Raw genomic sequence first — 14,337 nt, 5'->3', positions numbered from 1 at the left:
CGTTGTTCAGTGCGAGGCGTTTTCTTCTACAACGTCAGTCTGCATGCCCCATTTGGCAAATTCAGGCGCAAAGGCGTTCAGCGGGAGCAGGCCGGTGCTGGTCCAAGCCCCTGAAGGCATGTGCTGCCCCTCGGCCAGCAGGCGCGCCAGCAAGATGGCGGCCATGCAGGGAATTTCGGGGCCATGGTCGTGGTCTGCGGCAATGTGCCAAGCCCTGCGGCGGGGCTGGGCCTGGGCATCAAGGCCACTGACTCGCACCACCATGCCGCCCAGTGGCGTGCCCAGGGCGTCGAACAGCCCGCCGCCTCGGTGCATGAGCGCTGCCAGCTTTTCAGGCTGCTGGAGCCAGCCCCACTGGCGCAGCCTGGCCAAGGCGCTGAAGGCGCTTTGCGCCAGGCCCACTTCCAGCGCCGCCCGAAAGCTCACGCGTTGCGTGACTTGGTAGTGAGATGGAAACAGCTCCAGGTCGGGGATGTCACACACCGCGCCCCGGCGTGGGGGCAGGCGTTGGAAAGACACTGGCGTGGGATCAGCCCATCCCAGGCGCGTTTGCCAGCGCCCGTTTTCCCACACGGGAATCGGTACGCCGCAGTAGCTCAGCACTGCGGCCAGCGTGGCTTCTCCTCGCGGGGCGCGCTGCGCCGGGGCGATGCAGGTGTCAATCGTATGGATGCTGCGCCAGCCGCTGCACAAGGCATCCACCACGGCTGAAGACAGTGCTGGAACCGTGCTGGCACCCGTTACCGCGGTGCGGCCCGCACTTGAAAACGCGCCGTGCATGGCTCCCGGAAAATCGCACACAAACCGCCGTCCGTCGGCCAGGTCAATGTAATGGCAGCCGGCCTGCGCTGCGGCCTGTGCTACGCCGTAGGCCTGTGCCTGAAAAGGCCCTGCGGTGTGGATGACAAGACCGACGTTGAGGGCCCTGAGCTGCTGTGCCAGGTCGGGGGCTTCGTGGTCCAGCGCCACACCTTGCGTGTGATGACCTACGGTGTCAGCCAGCGCCTGGGCCTTGCTGGCATTGCGGCCAGCGATCAACAGGTGGATTTGCGGGTGCCCTGCCAGTGCTTTGCAGATGCAGGTGCCAAAGTTGCCGTAGCCGCCCAGTACCAATACGTTCATCGCGGTCAATCGGGGGCTCCTGGTCAGGTCAGAATGGTTGGGTAGCAGCCCTTCATTCTGACCGCATGGGCCTGCGGTTCAGTGCGCAGGCGGGGCGGCGGACTTTGCTACTGGCAATGCCTCTGGTGGATCACAGCGGCATAGGCGCGGGGGCTGCCAGAAACGGCGATGCAGCCGTTGCAGGGTGCGGGGGCAGCACAGTGATCTCCGCGGGGCGGTAGGCCTTATGCCATTGGGGAACGGCCTCTGGCGGCATGGCTTTGCTAAAGAAGTAGCCCTGGACATTGCCAATACCGATTTCCAGCACCGACTGCAGCTCTTGCTCTGTCTCCACCCCTTCCACCACCACCTCCAGCTGCAGGTCCCGCGCCAGCCGCACCACATGGCGCAGCAGGGACTGGCGGCGCGGGTCTTGCTGCAACTGGCGCACAAAAAGCCGGTCGCACTTGATGCCGCTGATGGGCAGGTCGGCCAGAACCCCCAGCGATGAATAGCCGGCCCCAAAGTCGTCCATGAAGACACCAACGCCCAGCATGCGCAAGTCGTTGATGGCTTGCACCATGTGCGCACCGCAGGCAATGATGGCGTGCTCGGTCATCTCCAGTTGCAGCGTGCCCCAGGGCAGGCCGCGCCGCTGGAGTTTGGCGCCCAGCCATTGGGCAAAGTCGGGCTCCAGCAGCGTGACAGGCGCCACATTCACACACACCTTGCTGTGCTGCATGCCCTGGGCTGCCCAGCTCTCAGCGGCGTCCAGTGCGTTGGCCAGAACCAGTCGGTCAACCTGGCTGGTTTTGCCTTGCAGCTCGCAGACCAGAAAGAAGGCGTCCGGGCTCAGGGGTCCCTGCAGTGGATCGTTCAGGCGCAGAAGAGCCTCGTAGTGAACCTGCGGCGCATGCAAATTGACGATGGGCTGGAAGTGCAGCGTGAGACTTCCGCGATTCAGAAGCCTGGGGAGGTGGTCGGCAATCAGCGAGAGATGCACGTCGTGCTCTGGCGGTTTTTGGTGGGCTGGAGCCACACGCATGAGCGACAAGCCCAGCCGCTGCAGCTGTTGGCGCACCTGGTCAGAGCGGATGTTTCGGAATTGATCTACCGCCAAGGCGAAGGTAATGACCAGCAGCACCGCCAGTAGCGCCATGCCGTTGTCTGGATTGCTGGTGGTTGGCTTCTGCAAGGGGAAGCAGTTCACCAGCAACCAGTGCAATACCAGGATGGCGCCACCGCTGATGAGGTTGTCTCGCCAGTTCTGCGGGGCATAACGCTGTGTGAGCGCGCTCATCTTGCCCGCGCGGTGCCGAATGGCGGTGTAACAGGCCACGCCAGCCGCAGTGGCAATGCTCAGCGCAATGGCCAGAACATTCACCTCAGAGAAATGGGCTACATAGCTGCGGGCAAGCAGAAAGTGTCCGGCCATCATGCCCAAGGCGAGCAACAAGCCTGCAGGCAGAAGATTGCGTACGCTGGTGCTGGTGCTCAGCGTGGGGATGGTGACTCGGGCGCTGAATACCATGACCAGCAGGCTGCCCAGCGCGGGCACCAGTTCCAAGGCCACATGGAATAGCTCGCCGTACATGAACAGGCCGACCACATCCAGCGCCCAGACGATGCATCCAATGCACAGTGATGCATTGGATGCGCTGATGCGGCGGCTGGAGGGGTCGAGCGAGAAAGCGGTGTGCTCCACCAGCCGCTGACACACATGCACCACCAGTGAGGCAAAGCCCCAATACAAAAGGCTGTGAAACAGAGGCGGAAACGCCACTCCAAAGGCGTGCGCAGCGCCTTGCGATATCGAAACGGATTCCACCCTGGTTCACCCTCGTTAGATGCAGTCGTCGCACGGTTGAAGGCGACGGGAATGCAATTCACCTCACTTGAGTTGTCATTGCGACACTCAAGATACATTTTTTTAACATTCTAAGGGGCGGTGAAATACTGGCGTCGCTGCTGCCTGAAAGAGCCGCTCAGCGCGCCACAGAAGCGGGCCTCGCACCGTGCCGGGGCTCGTTAGCTACCTCCTGTCCTGCGGGGCGGAACGCGCCAGCGCAGAGATGGCTGCCACCCATCAATTCACGATGGCAATGCCCTTGATCTGGGCAAAAACGTGCAGCCCAGGCCGCAATTGCAGGGCGTGGACGGAGCGTTGGGTGACGCGGGCCAGCAAGCGGGTGGGGCCTGCTTGCAAGGCCACCATCCATTGGCCAGGGCTGTCTTCGCGCATCTCTGCCACGGTGGCAGGCACGATGTTGAGGATGCTGCTGTCTTGCGGTGGGGTAAGGGCCAGGCTCACGTCGCGGGCCTGCACGCGCAGCTTGACGGTGTCACCCGCAACGCGGGCCTGGGGGCTGACCAGCAGCAGCTGTCCCCCCGCGAATGCTACGCAGGTGATGTGGTCCTGCGGCGCATGCTCTATCACGGTGCCGGTGACCACCGTGGCCGCCGCATCGCCCTGGGCCAGGGGCAGGTCGAGCCGGGCGATCAGTTCGGCGGTGGGGCCGCTGGCACGCACGCGGCCGGCTTCCAGCAGCACCATGTGCTCGGCCAGTCGTGCAACCTCGTCGAGCGCATGGCTGACGTAGACCACCGGAATGTCCAGCGCGCTGTGCAGCCGCTCCAGGTAGGGCAACACCTCGGCTTTGCGTTGGGTGTCCAGCGCGGCCAGGGGTTCGTCCATTAGCAAAAGGCGCGGGCTCGTGGCCAGCGCCCGGGCAATGGCCACGCGCTGGCGCTCTCCGCCCGATAGCGTGGCGGGCTTGCGCTCCATCAGGGCGCCAATACCCAGCAGCTCTACCAATTGCTCTACCGCCACCAGCCGTTGCGCGACCGGGGTGCGCCGCAAGCCATAGTCGATGTTGCCGCGCACGTCGAGGTGATCGAACAGTTGCGAATCCTGAAACACGTAGCCCAGCGCCCGCTGGTGCGGGGGGCGCCAGATGGGGGGGGCGTCTTGCACCCCATCGTTTTGCCATACCTCGCCATGTACGCGCACCCAGCCCAGGGGGGCGTGTTCCAGTCCGGCCATGGCACGCAGGCAGGTGGTCTTGCCGCAGCCTGAGGGGCCAAACAGTGCGGTGATGCCGCGCCCAGGCAGTTGCATGTCTACATCCAGCGCAAAGCCGCTGCGTTGCAGTTGCAGGCGCACTTCGATGGGCGGGGTGGTGGTTGCGGGGTTTGTCATGCTCACGATATGGCGGAGGGGGAGCGCCGCGTGAGGTTGAGGCACAGCAACACCACGAACGAGAACAGCACCATGCCGCCCGCCAACCAATGGGCCTGGGCGTATTCCAGCGCCTCCACGTGGTCATAGATTTGCACCGAGACAACGCGCGTGACGCCAGGGATGTTGCCGCCCAGCATCAGCACCACGCCAAACTCGCCCACCGTATGGGCAAAGCTCAGAATGGCCGCGGTGACGAAGCCGGGGCGCGCCAGGGGCAGGGCCACGGTAAAAAACCGGTCCAGCGCGCTGGCGCCCAGCGTGGCGGCGGCTTCCAGCGGGCGCGGGCCGATGGCCTCGAATGCGCGCTGCAAGGGTTGCACCGCAAACGGCAGCGAATACACCAGCGAGCCAATCACCAGGCCGGGGAAGGTGAATGGCAGGGTGCCCAGACCGAGCGCCTGGGTCAGCTGCCCCAATGGGCCGTTGGGGCCCATGGTGACCAGCAGATAAAAACCAATCACCGTGGGCGGCAGTACCAGGGGCAGGGCCACGATGGCCCCCACCGGGCCGCGCCAGCGGGAGCGGGTGGTGGCAAGCCACCACGCAATGGGCGTGCACAGCACCAGCAGCAGCACTGTGGTGGTGGCCGCGAGCCGCAGGGTGAGCGCGATGGCGGTCCAGTCTTCAGCAGAGAACGGCATGGCGGCAGGACGAGTGGCTTGAAAGAGGCATGGCGCCCGCGATCTTCGCAGAACCAGGGCTGGCGTTGGGGCGAGTGCGCCGTCAGAAGCGGTAGCCGAAGGCCTTGATCACCGCGCGCGCCTTGTCACTGCGCAGGTATTGCATCAGCGCAGTGGCTGCGGGGTTGTCCTTGCCACTGGCCAGCAGCGCGACGTCTTGCAGGATGGGCGCATGCAAGTCGGAAGGAACAACCCAGGCCGAGCCTTTGGTGATCTTGCCGTCCTCCATCACCTGCGACAGTGCCACGAACCCCAGCTGGGCGTTGCCGCTGGCAACGAACTGGTAGGCCTGGGCAATGTTTTCACCGGTAACGATGCGCGCCTGCAGATGTGCGGTCAGGCCCTGTTTGTCCAGCACCTGCATGGCTGCAGCGCCATAGGGCGCGAGCTTGGGGTTGGCAAGCGAGAGGTGCTTGAAGTCTCCCGTCTTGAGAACTGCGCCTTGCGCGTCCACGTAGTGGGCGTTGGGGCTCCAGAGCACCAGTTGGCCTATCGCGTAGGTGAAGCGCGACCCGGCCACGGTGCGGCCTTCCCGGTCGAGCCGGGCCGGGGTGGTGTCGTCTGCCGACAGGAACACCTGAAACGGTGCACCGTTGGTGATCTGCGCATAGAACTTGCCTGTAGCCCCAAACGAAAGCACGGCCTTGTGGCCCGTGTCTGCCTCAAAAGCGGCTGCAATCTTCTGCATGGGGGCGGTGAAGTTGGCTGCCACGGCGACCTGAACCTGGTCTGCGTGGGCGCAGGTAAGGCCGCTGAGCAAGAGGGCGAGGGCAACGGCCCAAGGGTGGCGGATGGCAGGCAGGCGCATAAGGTGGGCGCAAAGCGCTATTCATGAATGGAATAGCGAAGTATAGAAGCGCCTGCCAACCAGTGGGGCGTATGCCCCTGCGGTGTGTAGGCTGTCTACACTTCCTGCATGCCTTCTTCTTCCCATTCGCTGGCCGGTGCTCTGGGGCACGACCTTTCTGACCGCCGCATCGGCATCCTGCGCCAGATTGGCGCGCTGGGCTCCATCTCGCGCGCAGCGCGGGCGGTGGGCGTGAGCTACAAAGCGGCCTGGCAGGCGGTGGACACGTTGACCAACCTGGCGGGCGTGGCGCTGGTAGAGCGCGTGGTGGGGGGCGCTGGCGGTGGTGGGGCGCGCCTGACCCCTGCCGGGCTGGAACTGCTGGCGGCCGCTGATGCCATGGCCCAGGCCCGCAGCGCGGTGCTGCAGCGCCTGCAGCAGCCTGCCCCCCGCTTGGGCGTGAAGACCAGCATGCGCAACCAGTGGCCCTGCGTGGTGGAGTCGGTAGAGCGGCTGGGGCCCATCGCCCGTGTGCATTTGAAGGCGGCCGAGCCGGGATCGGTGGCCTTGTCGCTGGCATCGCGCATCACGGCGGAGAGTGCCGAGCTGCTGGGCCTGCAGCCTGGGCAGGCCTTGTTGGCACTGTGCAAGGCCACGGCGGTGCGGGCGATGCCGTATGCCGAGTCGCCTGCTGCTGGAGTTAATTGGTGGGAAGGGCGCGTGACCCGCCTTTCACGCGGCCCCGAGGTGGACGAAGTGGCCGCGCAGCTCGATGCGGGTGTGCAGATGGTGGGCTTTGCACCGGCAGGCAGCGGCTTGCGGGTGCGGTCCCGGGTCAAACTGCAGGTGGATGAATCGGCGGTGGTGCTGGCACTGTGGGATTGAGGGCTGGGCCGTCGTAGGTTGACTTGCTCTGTTTTTGATAGCTGCTAGCGCTTTTCTGGTGCGCTCTAGGGCTCATTTTTGTTCAAAATTTCCCTGCGGGCTGCCCTAGCTTGCGGTACACCGTGGCGCGGCTGATGCCCAGTGCGCGCGCGGCCTCGGCCACATTGCCGCGGGCGTCTTGCACCGCCTGGCGGATCAGCGCGGTCTCTGTCTGCCGCAAGGGCGCGGCAGGGCTTGCGCCCACGCGGCCCGGAGCTGCTGCAGCCGGTTGCACCAGCGCTTGCAGGCGCAGACCCGACCACAGCGGCACCGGCATGGCTGCACTGCGCTGCTGGCATGCCGCATCGCGCAGCATGGCCCAGGGCATGGCAAACAGATCGGCGCTGTGCAGAGCGCCGCCGGGGCTGCGCAGCGGCATGGGAAGCAGTTGCCGCGCCGTGGTGTTGGTGCCCAGCACCTGGCCGTCGTCGTCCAGCGTGACCAGGCCATCGCTTTCGCCGCCCAGTGCGCCGCCGGGCCAGTTCAATCGCATCAGCCAGTCGTGCGGGCGCGACAGCAGCAGCGCGTCTTCGATCGCGCGGGCAGATCGCGCCACCAGGTGCCGCAGCTCGGGCCGCTCGGGCACATCCACGCCCGTCAGGTCCAGCATGCCCATGCAGCGCCCTTCGGGGTCGAACAGGGGAGCGCCTGCGCAGCTATATGCGCTGTTGTCATCGCAAAAGTGCTCGCCCCTGTGCAGCCACACGGGGGCCAGCTCGGTCAGCGCCGCGCCGATGGCGGTGGTGCCCACAGCGGCTTCAGACAGGTCCACCCCCACGCGCCCGATCAGCTGGCTGCGCGGGTCGTGCCGGTCTACCGCGCCCTGCACGTCGATCACCACGCCGCGCGCGTTGGTCAACATCGCGAAGTAGCGCATGCCCGCAATCGCGCGGGTGAGCTGGTCCAGCACCGGCCGCGCGGCCTGCACCAGCGCATGGCTTTCATCGGCCAGCTGGCGCAATGCCTGGCCGCTGATGGGGTTGAAGACCACCTTGTGCCCGGGATGGAGCCCGGCGGCCAGGCACCGCTGCCACGAGCGCGTGATCCATGGCTCCAGCGACGCCTCGCCACCCGCGCCCAGCAAAACGCTCTGCCGGGCCCTCTGGATCAGGGCCTGGCGGTGGTGGGATGACGGATCGGCAGCAGCAAGCATCGCAGTTCCTGAGGCAGGGCCTTGGCTACGCCGTGGGAGCGTGCGCGCAAGGCGAGGTGGCAACGGGTGACAGTCTTCGCGCATGGTGCACCGGTGTGCAGTGCAGCATGTTTCATTTTGAGAATATCCCGCGCAGCGCCGGGTGTTTCTAGGGTTGTCCCTAGAGAAGCGGGGGGCAGGGGCGTTTCAAGATGCGCCGTGCGAATTCAGCCATCACCATTACAGGAGACAGCGAGATGCAAGTGCAGTTCACCGTCAACGGCCGCGCGGCCAGTGTTGACGTCCCTCCCAATACCCTGCTGGTCCACGCGCTGCGAGAGCACCTTGCGCTCACCGGCACCCACGTGGGCTGCGACACCAGCCAGTGCGGTGCCTGCACCGTGCACGTCAACGGCCGCGCCGTCAAATCCTGCGCCATGTTGGCCGTGCAGGCCCAGGGGGCCGAGGTGACCACCATCGAAGGCATGGCCGCGCCCGACGGCACCATGCACCCCATGCAGGCGGCGTTCAAGGAATGCCACGGCCTGCAGTGCGGCTTCTGCACCCCCGGCATGGTGATGAGCGCGGTAGACCTGTGCAAGAACCACCCCAACGCCAGCGAGGGCGAGATCCGTGAGCTGCTGGAAGGCAACATCTGCCGCTGCACGGGCTACCAGAACATCGTGCGTGCAGTGCAGGTTGGCCAGAAGGCCATGGCATCGGCTTAACCAGAAAAGAGGAGAGAGACCATGGGTGCATCCGACTTTTCCAAGCTGCCATACATTGGCGAGGCCTTGAAGCGCAAGGAAGACTACCGCTTCCTCACGGGCGCCGGGCAGTACACCGACGATGTGGTGCTGGCCGCGCAATGCCATGCGGTGTTTGTGCGCTCGCCGTACGCCCACGCCAAGATCAACAGCATCAACGTGGATGCCGCCAAGGCCGCGCCTGGCGTGCTGGGCGTGTTCACCGGCGCCGATGTGGCGGCCGACAACATCAACGGCCTGCCTTGCGGCTGGCTCATCACCAGCACCAATGGCGAGCCCATGAAGGAGCCGCCACACCCCATCCTGGCCCAGGGCAAGGTGCGCTATGTGGGCGACCACGTAGCCATGGTGGTGGCACACACCCAGCAGCAGGCGCGCGATGCGGCCGAGCTGGTGGAGGTGGACTATGACGTGCTGCCCGCCGTGGTCAATGTGGCCGATGCTGCATCGGGCGCGGTGGCCGGTGCGGTGGTGCACGACATTGCGCAAGACAACCATTGCTTCAAGTGGGCGATTGGCGACAAGGGCGGTGTGGACGCAGCGTTTGCCAATGCAGCGCATGTCACCAAGCTCGACCTGGTCAATAACCGCCTGATTCCCAACGCCATGGAGCCGCGTGCTGCCATCGGTAGCTACAACCGGGCCAGCGACGAATACACGCTGTATGTCAGCAACCAGAATCCGCACGTTGAGCGGCTTTTGATGACGGCCTTTGTGATGGGCCTGCCAGAACACAAGGTGCGCGTGATTGCGCCTGACGTGGGCGGCGGCTTTGGTTCCAAGATCTATCTGTACGCCGAAGACGTGTGCCTGACCTGGGCGTCCAAAAAGCTCAACCGCAACATCAAGTGGGTGGCAGACCGCAGCGAGGCGTTCCTCTCCGACGCCCACGGCCGCGACCATGTGAGCCACGCCGAGATGGCGATGGACAAGGACGGCAAGTTCCTGGCCCTGCGCGTGCACACGCACGCCAACCTGGGTGCTTACCTCAGCACCTTTGCCAGTGCCGTGCCCACCATCCTGTACGCCACGCTGCTGGCAGGCCAGTACAGCACGCCCCAGGTGTATGTGGAGGTGGACTCGTGGTTCACCAACACCGCGCCAGTCGATGCCTACCGGGGCGCGGGCCGCCCTGAGGCCACCTATCTGCTGGAGCGCCTGGTGACCCGCTGCGCGTGGGAGATGGGCCTCTCGCAAGACGAAATCCGCCGCCGCAACTTCATCCAGACCTTTCCGTACCAGACGCCGGTGGCGCTGCAGTACGACACGGGTGACTTCCATGCCTGCATGGACGGTGCCAACAAGCTGGCTGATGTGGCAGGCTTTGAGCAGCGCAAGGCAGCCAGTGCGGCCAAGGGGTTGTTGCGCGGTATTGGCTACAGCAGCTACATCGAAGCCTGCGGCATTGCACCTTCGAACATCGCAGGTGCCTTGGGCGCACGCGCCGGGCTGTTTGAATGCGGCGAGGTGCGGGTGCACCCCACCGGCAGCGTGACGGTGTTCACCGGCTCGCATAGCCACGGCCAGGGGCATGAGACCACCTTTGCGCAGGTGGTGGCCGCGCGCCTGGGCATCCCGGTGGAGAACGTGGACATCGTGCACGGCGACACGGGCCGCGTGCCTTTTGGCATGGGCACCTACGGCTCGCGCTCCATCAGCGTGGGCGGCGCAGCCATCATGAAGGCGCTGGACAAGATCGAGGCCAAGGCCAAGAAAATTGCCGCGCATTTGATGGAGGCCAGTGACGCCGACATCGACTTTGCCAACGGTGAATTCACCGTGCGCGGCACGGACAAGAAGATCCCGTTTGGCCAGGTAGCGCTCACCGCCTATGTGCCGCACAACTACCCGCTGGACAAGCTCGAACCTGGGCTGAACGAAACCGCCTTCTACGACCCGACCAACTTCACCTTCCCCGCAGGCACCTATATCTGCGAGGTGGAGATCGATCCGCAGACCGGCGTGACCCGCGTGGACAAGTTCACTGCGGTGGACGACTTCGGCACCATCATCAACCCCATGATCGTGGAGGGCCAGGTGCATGGCGGGCTGGTGCAAGGCATTGGCCAGGCGCTGCTGGAAAACTGCGTGTACGACCGCGAAACCGGCCAGTTGCTTACCGGCAGCTTCATGGACTACGCAATGCCGCGCGCTGATGACTTCCCCGAGTTCAAGCTCGGCCATGTGTGCACGCCGTGCACCCATAACCCGCTGGGCACCAAGGGCTGCGGCGAGGCGGGGGCCATTGGTTCACCCCCCGCGGTGATCAACGCCGTGCTCGATGCTCTGCGCCCCCTGGGCGTGAAGGACTTCGATATGCCGGCATCGCCCCACCGCGTGTGGGAAGCCATTCAGTCGGCCAAGGCATAAGGAGATTCGACCATGTACGCATTCACCTTTGAAGCACCTGCTTCCACCGCCGCTGCCGCGCAGCTCATTGCCCAGGGCGGCAAGCTGCTGGCTGGTGGACAAAGTCTGCTGCCTTCCATGCGCCTGCGCCTGGCCAACCCGGAGAAGATCGTTGATCTGAACAGCATTGCCGAGCTGGCGGGCATTCGCCGCGAGGGCAATGCCCTGGTGATCGGCGCCATGACGCGCCACGCCGATGTGGCGGCCAGCGGCGAAGTGAAGGCTGCCATTCCGGCCCTGGCCGACTTGGCCGCTGGCATTGGAGACCGGCAGGTGCGCGCACGCGGCACGTTGGGCGGCTCGGTGGCCAACAACGATCCCGCCGCCTGCTACCCCAGCGCGGTGCTGGGCCTGGGGGCTACGGTCATCACCAACCGGCGCGAGATTGCGGCAGACGACTTTTTTGTGGGCATGTACACCACCGCGCTGGACGAGGGCGAGATCATCACCGCCATCCGCTTCCCCATCCCGAAGCGCGCTGCCTACATGAAGTTCAAGCAGCCTGCCTCGCGCTTCTCGCTGGTGGGCGTGTTTGTGGCGCAGTTCGATGCGGGTGTGCGCGTGGCTGTGACGGGGGCTTCAAGCTGCGTGTTCCACCACGCGGGGCTGGAAGCCGCGCTATCGGGCAGCTTCACACCCCAGGCCGCCGCAGCGGTGGTGATTGACGCCAGTGACCTGAATGCCGATCTGCATGCCAGCGCGGCCTACCGGGCCAACCTCATCAGTGTGCAAACCCAGCGCGCGGTCGCGAAGATGACATCCCCCTGAGCGGCTGCGCCGCTTCCCCCTTCTCTCGAATGGCGGTGCCATTCGGGAAGGGGGACACCGCCGGTGCTGCGGGGCGGCCCTTGCACGGCGGTTGCTGGCCCAGGGCGCTCCGGTATCGAAGGGCGCGTGTACTAATGGTGATGTTTTTGAATGAAATTGGGCTCTTCTAGCGAATAGTAGTGATGGAAATCGCCGCACGCCTGTAAACGACGATTTCGACGTACGACATTTATCGAGTGCATCACTAGCATTCGCTAGAAGAGCCTGAAATTGGCCTCTAGCGCTTATCCATCAAGCGCGAGCAGCTATCAAAAGTGAAGTAATCAAGCATGAATGCCTTGGCCTCTGTCGATGCCCTGATGCAGGCGCTGCGGGACGAGGGCTACCTCGCAGACCGGCGGCTGGCCACCGCCGTGTTTCTTGCGCTCCAGTTGCAGCGGCCTCTGCTGCTGGAGGGGGAGCCCGGCGTGGGCAAGACGGCCCTGGCGCAGGCTTTGGCCCGTGCGCTGCAGCGGGTGCTGATTCGCCTGCAGTGCTACGACGGCATGGAGCAGCGCGAGGCGCTGTACGAATGGAATTACGCCGCGCAGCTTTTGCACCTGCGCGCCGCTGAAGCCCAGGGCCGCGCTGCCGACATGGGCGCGGCGGAGCGGGAGGTGTACCAAGACCGCTACCTCATCCCCCGCCCGCTGTTGCAGGCCCTGCGCGCCCCTGCGCCGGGGGCGGTGCTGCTCATTGACGAGGTAGACCGCGCCGACGAACCGTTTGAGGCCTTCCTGCTCGAATACCTGGGCGAGTACCAGGTCAGCATTCCCGAGATCGGCGCCGTGCAGGCGGCTGTGACGCCCGTCACCATCCTCACCAGCAACCGCACGCGTGACCTGCACGACGCGGTGAAGCGCCGCTGCCTGTACCACTGGCTGGACTACCCCGAGCGCGAGCGCGAGCTGGCCATCGTCCGCGCGCAGGTGCCCGGTGCCAGCGAGGCCTTGGCCCAGCAGGTAGCGCTGTTTGTGTCGCGCCTGCGCAGCCGGCCATTTGCCGACGCCTTCCAGCGCGCCCCCGGCATTGCCGAGAGCGTGGAATGGGCCAAGGCCCTGGTGGCGCTGGACACCCTGGTGGTGGACCCCGAGGTGGTGAGCGACACCGCAGGCATCTTGTTCAAGCAGCGCGAGGATGTCGCGGCCCTGACCGCCGCGCTGGCGTCTGAGTTGTTGCAGCCGGAGCCGGAGGCTTCATGAGCGGGGCAGGGGCTGCTGCTGTTGCCGCCGCTACCGGCTGGACGCATGCCACCGCCTCGCAATTGGGCGATGCGCGCAGCGGCAAGCTGGCGGACAACCTCACCGGCTTTGGTCGCGCCCTGCGCCGCGCCGGTGTGCCGGTCGATGCCGCCCGCATGGCGCTGGCCCAGCAAGCCCTGTTGCTGGTGGGCCTGGCACGGCAGGACATGGCCGCCGCACTGGAGGCCGTACTCATCAGTCGCGAGCAGGACCGCCAGGTGTTTCGCGAACTGTTTGCTGCGTACTTCCGCAACCCCGATGTGGCGCAGAAGCTGCTGGCGCAGATGCTGCCCACCGCCCCTGAAAAATCGAAAGGTGCCCCCCGCCGCCAGCGCGTGGCCGATGCGCTGGCACCTTTGCGCGCCGCACGGCAGCAGCACGCCAGCACGCAAGAGCAAAAGATTGAATTCGACGCCGCCATGACAGCGAGCGACCAGCAACGCTTGCGCCGGGCAGATTTCAACCAGCTCTCTGCTGGCGAATACCAGCTGGTGCAGCGCCTGGTGCGTGAGGTGGCCTTGCCCCTGCCGCGCTACGCATCGCGCCGCACCTGCCCCGGCAGCCGGGGCAGCCGCCCGCACTGGGCCGCCGCCATGCGCCGTGCAGCCCGCACGGGCGGCGAGATGCTGGAGCTGCCACGCCTGACGCGGCGCGACCAGCCCGTGCCCCTGCTGGTGCTGGTGGATGTGTCCGGATCAATGGAGCGCTATGCACGCCTGCTGCTCACCTTCTTGCACGCCGCCACAGCGCCGGGGCAGGGCGGGCAGGGTGTGGGGCGACGGGATATGTTCGCGTTTGGCACGGGCCTCACGGATTTGACACCCGCCTTCCGACACGCTGATGGCGACGCCATGCTGGCCCACGCCAGTGCTGCCATTACCGATTTTGCAGGCGGCACCCGTCTGGGCGAAGCGCTGCACCAGTTGCGCCGCCGACACGCGCGCCGACTGGTGGGGCGGCGCACGCTGGTGCTGCTCATCAGCGATGGGCTGGACACGGGCGAGCCCGCCGCGCTGCTGCAAGAGTTGGGCTGGCTGCGCCGACACTGCGGGCAGCTGCTGTGGCTCAACCCCCTGCTGCGCTACGAAGGCTACCGCCCCACAGCGCGCGGTGCAGAGGTGCTGCATCGCCACGCCCACGGCATGCTGGCGGTGCACAACCTGGAGAGCCTGCAGCAACTGGCGCACAGCATTGCGGCGGTGTTGCAGCCGCAGCGCCGTTAGGCCGTAAAAGTTTGAATATTCACTG

At 65.6% G+C, this 14,337-nt stretch carries 12 protein-coding genes; 6 read left to right on the top strand and 6 right to left on the bottom strand.

The features are described 5' to 3' along the window. Positions 1-6 precede the first annotated feature (6 nt). The 5 genes from BDD18_RS17800 to modA all read right to left on the bottom strand — a co-directional run bounded on the left by BDD18_RS17800 (position 7) and on the right by modA (position 5,830). A complete protein-coding gene (locus BDD18_RS17800) occupies positions 7-1,122 on the bottom strand; it encodes a saccharopine dehydrogenase family protein (protein ID WP_142085051.1) in 1,116 nt (371 codons plus the stop codon). Between the two features lie 130 nt (positions 1,123-1,252). Beyond that, entirely contained in the window at positions 1,253-2,929 is a 1,677-nt protein-coding gene (locus tag BDD18_RS17795) for an EAL domain-containing protein (protein WP_244939134.1), read from the bottom strand. A gap of 258 nt (positions 2,930-3,187) precedes the next feature. Then, the gene (modC, locus tag BDD18_RS17790) at positions 3,188-4,300 is read right to left on the bottom strand and encodes a molybdenum ABC transporter ATP-binding protein (RefSeq protein ID WP_142084822.1); all 1,113 of its coding nucleotides are present in this window, start codon (positions 4,298-4,300) and stop codon (positions 3,188-3,190) included. A 2-nt stretch (positions 4,301-4,302) separates the two neighbouring features. Beyond that, positions 4,303-4,983 carry a molybdate ABC transporter permease subunit gene (gene modB / locus BDD18_RS17785; protein ID WP_142084819.1) on the bottom strand — a complete coding sequence of 227 codons (681 nt, stop codon included), beginning with the start codon at positions 4,981-4,983 and terminating at the stop codon, positions 4,303-4,305. Positions 4,984-5,065: 82 nt separating this feature from the next. Continuing rightward, positions 5,066-5,830, bottom strand: coding sequence for a molybdate ABC transporter substrate-binding protein (gene modA / locus BDD18_RS17780; RefSeq protein ID WP_142084817.1), 765 nt, complete (start codon positions 5,828-5,830; stop codon positions 5,066-5,068). Between the two features lie 108 nt (positions 5,831-5,938). On the opposite strand from modA, the gene BDD18_RS17775 reads away from it, so the two are divergent. Further along, the gene (locus tag BDD18_RS17775; RefSeq protein WP_142084814.1) at positions 5,939-6,694 is read left to right on the top strand and encodes a TOBE domain-containing protein; all 756 of its coding nucleotides are present in this window, start codon (positions 5,939-5,941) and stop codon (positions 6,692-6,694) included. Between the two features lie 82 nt (positions 6,695-6,776). On the opposite strand, the gene BDD18_RS17770 is transcribed toward BDD18_RS17775, so the two are convergent. Then, positions 6,777-7,886, bottom strand: a complete 1,110-nt coding sequence (locus BDD18_RS17770) for a sigma-54-dependent Fis family transcriptional regulator (protein WP_066691266.1) — start codon at positions 7,884-7,886, stop codon at positions 6,777-6,779. Positions 7,887-8,122: 236 nt separating this feature from the next. Here BDD18_RS17770 and BDD18_RS17765 point away from each other — a divergent pair, with 236 nt between their 5' ends. The 5 genes from BDD18_RS17765 to BDD18_RS17745 all read left to right on the top strand — a co-directional run bounded on the left by BDD18_RS17765 (position 8,123) and on the right by BDD18_RS17745 (position 14,312). Then, positions 8,123-8,593 (top strand): (2Fe-2S)-binding protein, encoded by a 471-nt coding sequence (locus BDD18_RS17765; RefSeq protein ID WP_066691268.1) that lies wholly within the window; start codon positions 8,123-8,125, stop codon positions 8,591-8,593. A 21-nt stretch (positions 8,594-8,614) separates the two neighbouring features. Further along, a complete protein-coding gene (locus tag BDD18_RS17760) occupies positions 8,615-11,002 on the top strand; it encodes a xanthine dehydrogenase family protein molybdopterin-binding subunit (RefSeq protein ID WP_066691270.1) in 2,388 nt (795 codons plus the stop codon). A 12-nt stretch (positions 11,003-11,014) separates the two neighbouring features. Further along, positions 11,015-11,809 carry an FAD binding domain-containing protein gene (locus BDD18_RS17755; protein WP_142084812.1) on the top strand — a complete coding sequence of 265 codons (795 nt, stop codon included), beginning with the start codon at positions 11,015-11,017 and terminating at the stop codon, positions 11,807-11,809. A gap of 329 nt (positions 11,810-12,138) precedes the next feature. Next, complete coding sequence (locus BDD18_RS17750; protein ID WP_142084809.1) at positions 12,139-13,050, top strand: AAA family ATPase; 912 nt, start codon at positions 12,139-12,141, stop codon at positions 13,048-13,050. Continuing rightward, positions 13,047-14,312, top strand: coding sequence for a vWA domain-containing protein (locus BDD18_RS17745; protein ID WP_142084807.1), 1,266 nt, complete (start codon positions 13,047-13,049; stop codon positions 14,310-14,312). Before BDD18_RS17750 ends, BDD18_RS17745 begins: the two co-directional genes overlap by 4 nt. Positions 14,313-14,337 lie beyond the last annotated feature (25 nt).

Origin of the sequence: Acidovorax temperans (assembly GCF_006716905.1) — a bacterium.
In the GTDB taxonomy this organism is placed as follows: Bacteria; Pseudomonadota; Gammaproteobacteria; order Burkholderiales; family Burkholderiaceae_C; genus Acidovorax; species Acidovorax temperans.
This window is presented reverse-complemented; position numbering and strand designations above follow the sequence as displayed.

Excerpts from the sequence above, each read along its gene's own strand:
- BDD18_RS17800 (WP_142085051.1), bottom strand. The coding sequence starts at position 1,122 with ATGAACGTATTGGTACTGGGCGGCTACGGCAACTTTGGCACCTGCATC.
- modC (WP_142084822.1), bottom strand. The coding sequence starts at position 4,300 with ATGACAAACCCCGCAACCACCACCCCGCCCATCGAAGTGCGCCTGCAA.
- modB (WP_142084819.1), bottom strand. The coding sequence starts at position 4,983 with ATGCCGTTCTCTGCTGAAGACTGGACCGCCATCGCGCTCACCCTGCGG.
- modA (WP_142084817.1), bottom strand. The coding sequence starts at position 5,830 with ATGCGCCTGCCTGCCATCCGCCACCCTTGGGCCGTTGCCCTCGCCCTC.
- BDD18_RS17775 (WP_142084814.1), top strand. The coding sequence starts at position 5,939 with ATGCCTTCTTCTTCCCATTCGCTGGCCGGTGCTCTGGGGCACGACCTT.
- BDD18_RS17770 (WP_066691266.1), bottom strand. The coding sequence starts at position 7,886 with ATGCTTGCTGCTGCCGATCCGTCATCCCACCACCGCCAGGCCCTGATC.
- BDD18_RS17765 (WP_066691268.1), top strand. The coding sequence starts at position 8,123 with ATGCAAGTGCAGTTCACCGTCAACGGCCGCGCGGCCAGTGTTGACGTC.
- BDD18_RS17760 (WP_066691270.1), top strand. The coding sequence starts at position 8,615 with ATGGGTGCATCCGACTTTTCCAAGCTGCCATACATTGGCGAGGCCTTG.
- BDD18_RS17755 (WP_142084812.1), top strand. The coding sequence starts at position 11,015 with ATGTACGCATTCACCTTTGAAGCACCTGCTTCCACCGCCGCTGCCGCG.
- BDD18_RS17750 (WP_142084809.1), top strand. The coding sequence starts at position 12,139 with ATGAATGCCTTGGCCTCTGTCGATGCCCTGATGCAGGCGCTGCGGGAC.
- BDD18_RS17745 (WP_142084807.1), top strand. The coding sequence starts at position 13,047 with ATGAGCGGGGCAGGGGCTGCTGCTGTTGCCGCCGCTACCGGCTGGACG.